Annotated in this window: 1 pseudogene; it reads left to right on the top strand. The window is 71.9% G+C overall.

Annotation, left to right across the window (positions count from 1 at the left end):
* Positions 1–363 (top strand): annotated as a pseudogene (locus OKJ99_RS14955) (transposase); the annotation flags it as partial.

The raw sequence follows: 363 nt of genomic DNA, 5'->3' as shown, positions 1-363 counted from the left end.
GTGCCGTGGCCGGATCTGCCCGAGCGGTACGGGCCTTGGCAGACCGTCTATGAGCGCCATCGCCGCTGGTCGGCCGATGGAACCTGGCAACGGATCCTGACCGAGCTGCAGATCGAGGCCGACGCCAGCGACCCGGACGGCGCCCTGGCCCGCACCGCGGCGAAGGAGGCCGAATGGGCGGTGAACATCGACTCAACTTCCTGCCGGGCTCACCAGCATGCGGCAGGGGCCCGGCACCGGCCGCCGGGTGACTTCCCGCAAAAGGGGGCGGCGCGCGTGTGGAGGCCGATGGACGCGAGGCGCTGGGACGTTCCCGGGGCGGACTGACCAGCAAGGTCCACTTCCTGGCCGATGACCGGGCCC

The organism is Streptomyces endophyticus (genome assembly GCF_035798155.1).
Classification (GTDB): domain Bacteria; phylum Actinomycetota; class Actinomycetes; order Streptomycetales; family Streptomycetaceae; genus Streptomyces; species Streptomyces endophyticus.
The sequence above is the reverse complement of the archived record's forward strand: the minus strand, read 5'-3'. Positions and strand labels throughout refer to the sequence as shown.